Below are 3,544 nucleotides of genomic sequence, written 5' to 3'. Positions count from 1 at the left end.
CCCTACTCTTTCAAACTTTTTTACATTTTGCGTAACATGCGTAACACAAGATATTAACTTTATATCTCAGGACTGCTCGCCTTTTAAAAACGTGCAATCCTGCATGATATTAGAATCACGTTAACTTTGACGCTTAATCAAACATTCAGCCGCTTGTTTCGCAAAATAGGTCAAAATCCCATCTGCTCCCGCACGCTTAATAGATATTAAAGACTCTAACATCACCGCCTCTTCATCTAACCAACCATTTTGAGCCGCTGCTTTCAACATTGCATATTCACCACTAACTTGGTATACAAAAGTAGGTACGCCAAATTGGTCTTTGATACGACGTACAATGTCTAAATAAGGCATTCCCGGTTTAATCATCACCATATCTGCGCCTTCTTCCAAATCAAGTGCCACTTCGCGCAAAGCCTCATCCGTATTGGCAGGATCCATTTGATAGCTGTATTTATTGCCTTTACCCAGTGCTCCTGATGAACCCACCGCATCACGGAATGGTCCATAAAAACTAGACGCATATTTTGCAGAATAAGCCAAAATTCGAGTATTCTTCAGTGCATCCATTTCTAAAGCTTGGCGGATACAATGAATTCGACCATCCATCATATCCGATGGCGCAACAATATCAGCCCCCGATTCTGCATGAGAAATTGCCTGCTTCACTAACACCGCAACCGTTTCATCATTCAAAACATAGCCGTCCTCATTTATCAAACCATCTTGACCATGAGTTGTAAACGGGTCTAATGCCACATCAGTGATGACACCTAATTCAGGCAACTGTTTTTTTAGGGCGCGCACGGCACGCTGGGCTAGACCATCAGGGTTATACGCTTCTTTCGCATCTAACGATTTTTTCTCAACAGGCACAACAGGAAATAAGGCAATCGCAGGAATACCTAATTGTGCGATCTGTTCTGCTTCTTTTAATAATTCATCAATACTTAAACGCTGTTGCCCCGGCATAGATTGAATCGGTTCACGTTGTTTTTCGCCTTCGACGATGAATAATGGATAAATAAAATCATCGGGAGTTAAAGTTGTTTCACGCATCAAACGTCGAGAGAAATCATCGTAACGCATACGGCGCATTCGTAATCCGGGAAAATTTGTGGTTAATGGAGTCATATAATTGCCCTATTTCGTGTCTTTCTTTTTGTATACTTTACGTTGAAATAAATCACGCCGCCGACTGACTAAACGATCAATAAACAATAAGCCATCTAAATGGTCAAGTTCATGTTGTACCGCTCGTGCCTCATAGCCTTCCATATCATATTCTTGGGTTTCACCATCTGCATTTTGTGCAATTAAGTGAATTTGTGTGGCTCGAACCACATTACCCGTATAATCTGGTACGGACATACAGCCTTCCCGCCCGATTTCAAACCCATCCCATTCGGTAATTTCTGGATTGACTAATACCATATAGCCATGATGTTTGATTTTCTTTTTAGATGAGACATCTACAATCACAATACGTTGAAAATGACCAACTTGAGGTGCAGCAATTCCAACGCCGCCGGGTGAGGCGTTCATGGTTTCATCTAAATCGGCGATAAAATGCTGTAGTTTGCTATCAAATTCAGTAACAGGTTCGGATTCATTCTTTAAGCGGGGGTCTGGATATTTCAAAAGTTCTAATATTGCCATCTTACATCACCATTGTATCTATTGGCTTTATCGTCACTTTTAAATCAGGCTGTTGCTGTAATAGTGTTTGCAACGCGTTATCTAATACGTCTAAGCCTTGAGTTGCAGTGCCCTCTATTTGCATGATGTAAAATGGATTTTCTTCACTGCCACCGACATCGCTGGCCAAATCAACAATGTTTAAACCTGCTTCAGCTAATTTTGTGGTGACTTGCGATACGATGCCCGAACGATCCGCCCCGTGAACCATGATAATCACATCAGATTGTTGGTGATGGTGTAATTCGCCTTCGATAGAGTCAAAATGCAGTTTGAGTTGTAGTTTTTCTGCAAGCGGCTGTAATTTTTGCGCTAATGTTTCATTTTGTCCTTGATATTCAATCATTAGCATCATGGTGAAATTGCCGCCCAAGCGTAGCATTGAAGCCTCGCCTAAGTTACAACCTTGTTCGTATAAAGCCGTTGTGGTTTGTGCCACGATACCTGCTTGATCTTTACCGACTAAAGTCAACATGAACCATTGAGACATATTCTCCTCCTTTGAGTATGCAGTCACTGGTAGCAGCTTATATTATGTGCTATCTGTTACCAATTCGCTATGCTGTTTTTGGTTTATAGATGGTATTGTCGCCTGTAAGCAATCCCTGTTCAAAGCTAAATTTCGGCATTATAATGTATTTATTTTTATTAGGAGTTGAATGGTGAAGAAATCACTCGGTTTTACCTTGATTGAATTATTAATTGTAATGGCGATTATTGCCATGTTAGGTGCATTGGTTGGCCCTAGAATTTTCAAAGGTTTTGATAAAGCAAAATGTGATGCGACCTCTGCTCAAATCAGTAGTTTTGGCGCATCTTTAGATCAGCACCGTATTGACGTGGGTAAATATCCACGTTCTTTGGAAGGTTTGTTAACCAATGAGGAAAATAACACCCGTTGGGATGGTCCTTATTTAGCCAAGAAAAAAATTCCTGTTGATCCTTGGAATAATGATTATGTATATAAATATCCGGGGGCAAATGGTGATTATGACTTAACTTCATTCGGTGGAGATGGTCGTGAAGGTGGTGATAAATGCCCTAATGCTGATATTAATAGCTGGGAATAAGCTTTAAATTAAGACCTGATGGTTTATCGTATTCTGTCAGGTTTTGATATTTTGCTTTTAAGCTTGTAGGGCGGATAAGCCATAGCATCATCCGCCATCTTGCGAAATTGTATGACACTGAATTATTTAGTGTTGTTTTGGTGGATGACGCTTCACTTATCTACCCTACATGAACTATCTTTTTGTACAATCCATTGTTAAGTCTTTTTTTCAGGCACAGGTATTGGCTCAGATACCCATGTTTGATTATATTGATTTCCCCACGTTATAATCCTTTCTAATTGTTTTTCATCTTATTTTTACGTTATGGCAAAATATGCGGTTGTTATTGGAGTCAGCAATTATCCTCAAGCCACAGGTGACGGAGGTTTAAAACCCTTGCAGAGATGTTGATATGGGTAGTTTTGATGAGGTGGCGTTGTTATTAAATCCGACTGAAACTGAAAAAGAAGTGAGGCTTTCTATTGCTCAGGCTTTTTCAGGTTTGCGTACAAAAAATGATGTGGCTTTGTTGTACTTCTCAGGACATGGGATTAAAGATTATAAAACAGGACATTTGTATTTAGCGGCAATAGATGTCGAAAAAAATGGCTTGGAACGAATTGAACTTGAAACGGCAATTTGTTCAGTTAATATTCATCGTATGTTAAAAAATTGTCCATCTAAACGGCAAATCGTGATTTTAGATTGTTGTTTTAGCAGTGCATTTGCCGAGGGTTTGAATTTAAAAAGTGGTGATGAGATTGATGTAAAAGATGAATTAGGCGGTAAGGGTC

The 3,544-nt window shown here is 39.7% G+C and carries 5 protein-coding genes; 2 read left to right on the top strand and 3 right to left on the bottom strand.

Annotated elements, in window-relative coordinates; genetic code table 11:
• Window positions 1-120 precede the first annotated feature (120 nt).
• Genes hemB through ABXH34_RS14505 form a run of 3 tightly spaced genes read right to left on the bottom strand, consistent with a single transcriptional unit; the run spans window position 121 to window position 2,188 of the window.
• The gene (gene hemB / locus ABXH34_RS14515) at window positions 121-1,134 is read right to left on the bottom strand and encodes a porphobilinogen synthase (RefSeq protein ID WP_353572604.1); all 1,014 of its coding nucleotides are present in this window, start codon (window positions 1,132-1,134) and stop codon (window positions 121-123) included.
• Window positions 1,135-1,143: 9 nt separating this feature from the next.
• Complete coding sequence (gene def, locus ABXH34_RS14510) at window positions 1,144-1,659, bottom strand: peptide deformylase (protein WP_353572603.1); 516 nt, start codon at window positions 1,657-1,659, stop codon at window positions 1,144-1,146.
• A 1-nt stretch (window position 1,660) separates the two neighbouring features.
• The gene (locus ABXH34_RS14505) at window positions 1,661-2,188 is read right to left on the bottom strand and encodes a glycine cleavage system transcriptional repressor (RefSeq protein ID WP_353572602.1); all 528 of its coding nucleotides are present in this window, start codon (window positions 2,186-2,188) and stop codon (window positions 1,661-1,663) included.
• A gap of 169 nt (window positions 2,189-2,357) precedes the next feature.
• On the opposite strand from ABXH34_RS14505, the gene gspG reads away from it, so the two are divergent.
• Window positions 2,358-2,768: a type II secretion system major pseudopilin GspG gene (gspG, locus tag ABXH34_RS14500; RefSeq protein ID WP_353572601.1), complete on the top strand. Its 411-nt coding sequence runs from the start codon at window positions 2,358-2,360 to the stop codon at window positions 2,766-2,768.
• 394 nt (window positions 2,769-3,162) lie between these two features.
• Window positions 3,163-3,544: caspase family protein (locus ABXH34_RS14495; RefSeq protein ID WP_353572600.1), on the top strand; the 382-nt coding region annotated here is incomplete at its 3' end.

The sequence above is a fragment of the Candidatus Albibeggiatoa sp. nov. BB20 genome, assembly GCA_016744725.1.
In the GTDB taxonomy this organism is placed as follows: Bacteria; Pseudomonadota; Gammaproteobacteria; order Beggiatoales; family Beggiatoaceae; genus Albibeggiatoa.
This window is presented reverse-complemented; position numbering and strand designations above follow the sequence as displayed.

What these genes read in the sequence shown, in the direction of transcription:
- hemB (WP_353572604.1), bottom strand. Translation starts at nt 1,134, where the DNA reads ATGACTCCATTAACCACAAATTTTCCCGGATTACGAATGCGCCGTATG.
- def (WP_353572603.1), bottom strand. Translation starts at nt 1,659, where the DNA reads ATGGCAATATTAGAACTTTTGAAATATCCAGACCCCCGCTTAAAGAAT.
- ABXH34_RS14505 (WP_353572602.1), bottom strand. Translation starts at nt 2,188, where the DNA reads ATGTCTCAATGGTTCATGTTGACTTTAGTCGGTAAAGATCAAGCAGGT.
- gspG (WP_353572601.1), top strand. Translation starts at nt 2,358, where the DNA reads ATGGTGAAGAAATCACTCGGTTTTACCTTGATTGAATTATTAATTGTA.